At 63.7% G+C, this 273-nt stretch carries 1 pseudogene; it reads right to left on the bottom strand.

Going from position 1 to position 273, the window contains the following annotated elements:
* Positions 1–273 (bottom strand): annotated as a pseudogene (locus O4G76_RS20510) (DNA-formamidopyrimidine glycosylase); the annotation flags it as partial.

Raw genomic sequence — 273 nt, 5'->3', positions numbered from 1 at the left:
GCTGCGCTGCGCTTGGCGTAGCTCGGCAATCAGCGAGCCACAATCATGACACGTCAGGCCGGCTCTGCCATAGACCTTATAGCTTTGCTGAAAGTAACCCGGCTTGCCTTTGGCGTCCATGAAGTCGCGCAGGCTGCTGCCGCCGGCGTCTATGGCACGGGCCAGCACCAGCTTGATCTGCGCTGCCAGGCGCTGGCACTCGTCGCGGCTCAGGCTGTTGGCCGCACGCGCCGGGTGGAGGCCGGCGTAAAACAGCGATTCGTTGGCGTAGAT

Origin of the sequence: Limimaricola sp. G21655-S1 (assembly GCF_027213785.1) — a bacterium.
GTDB lineage: Bacteria > Pseudomonadota > Alphaproteobacteria > Rhodobacterales > Rhodobacteraceae > Limimaricola.
This window is presented reverse-complemented; position numbering and strand designations above follow the sequence as displayed.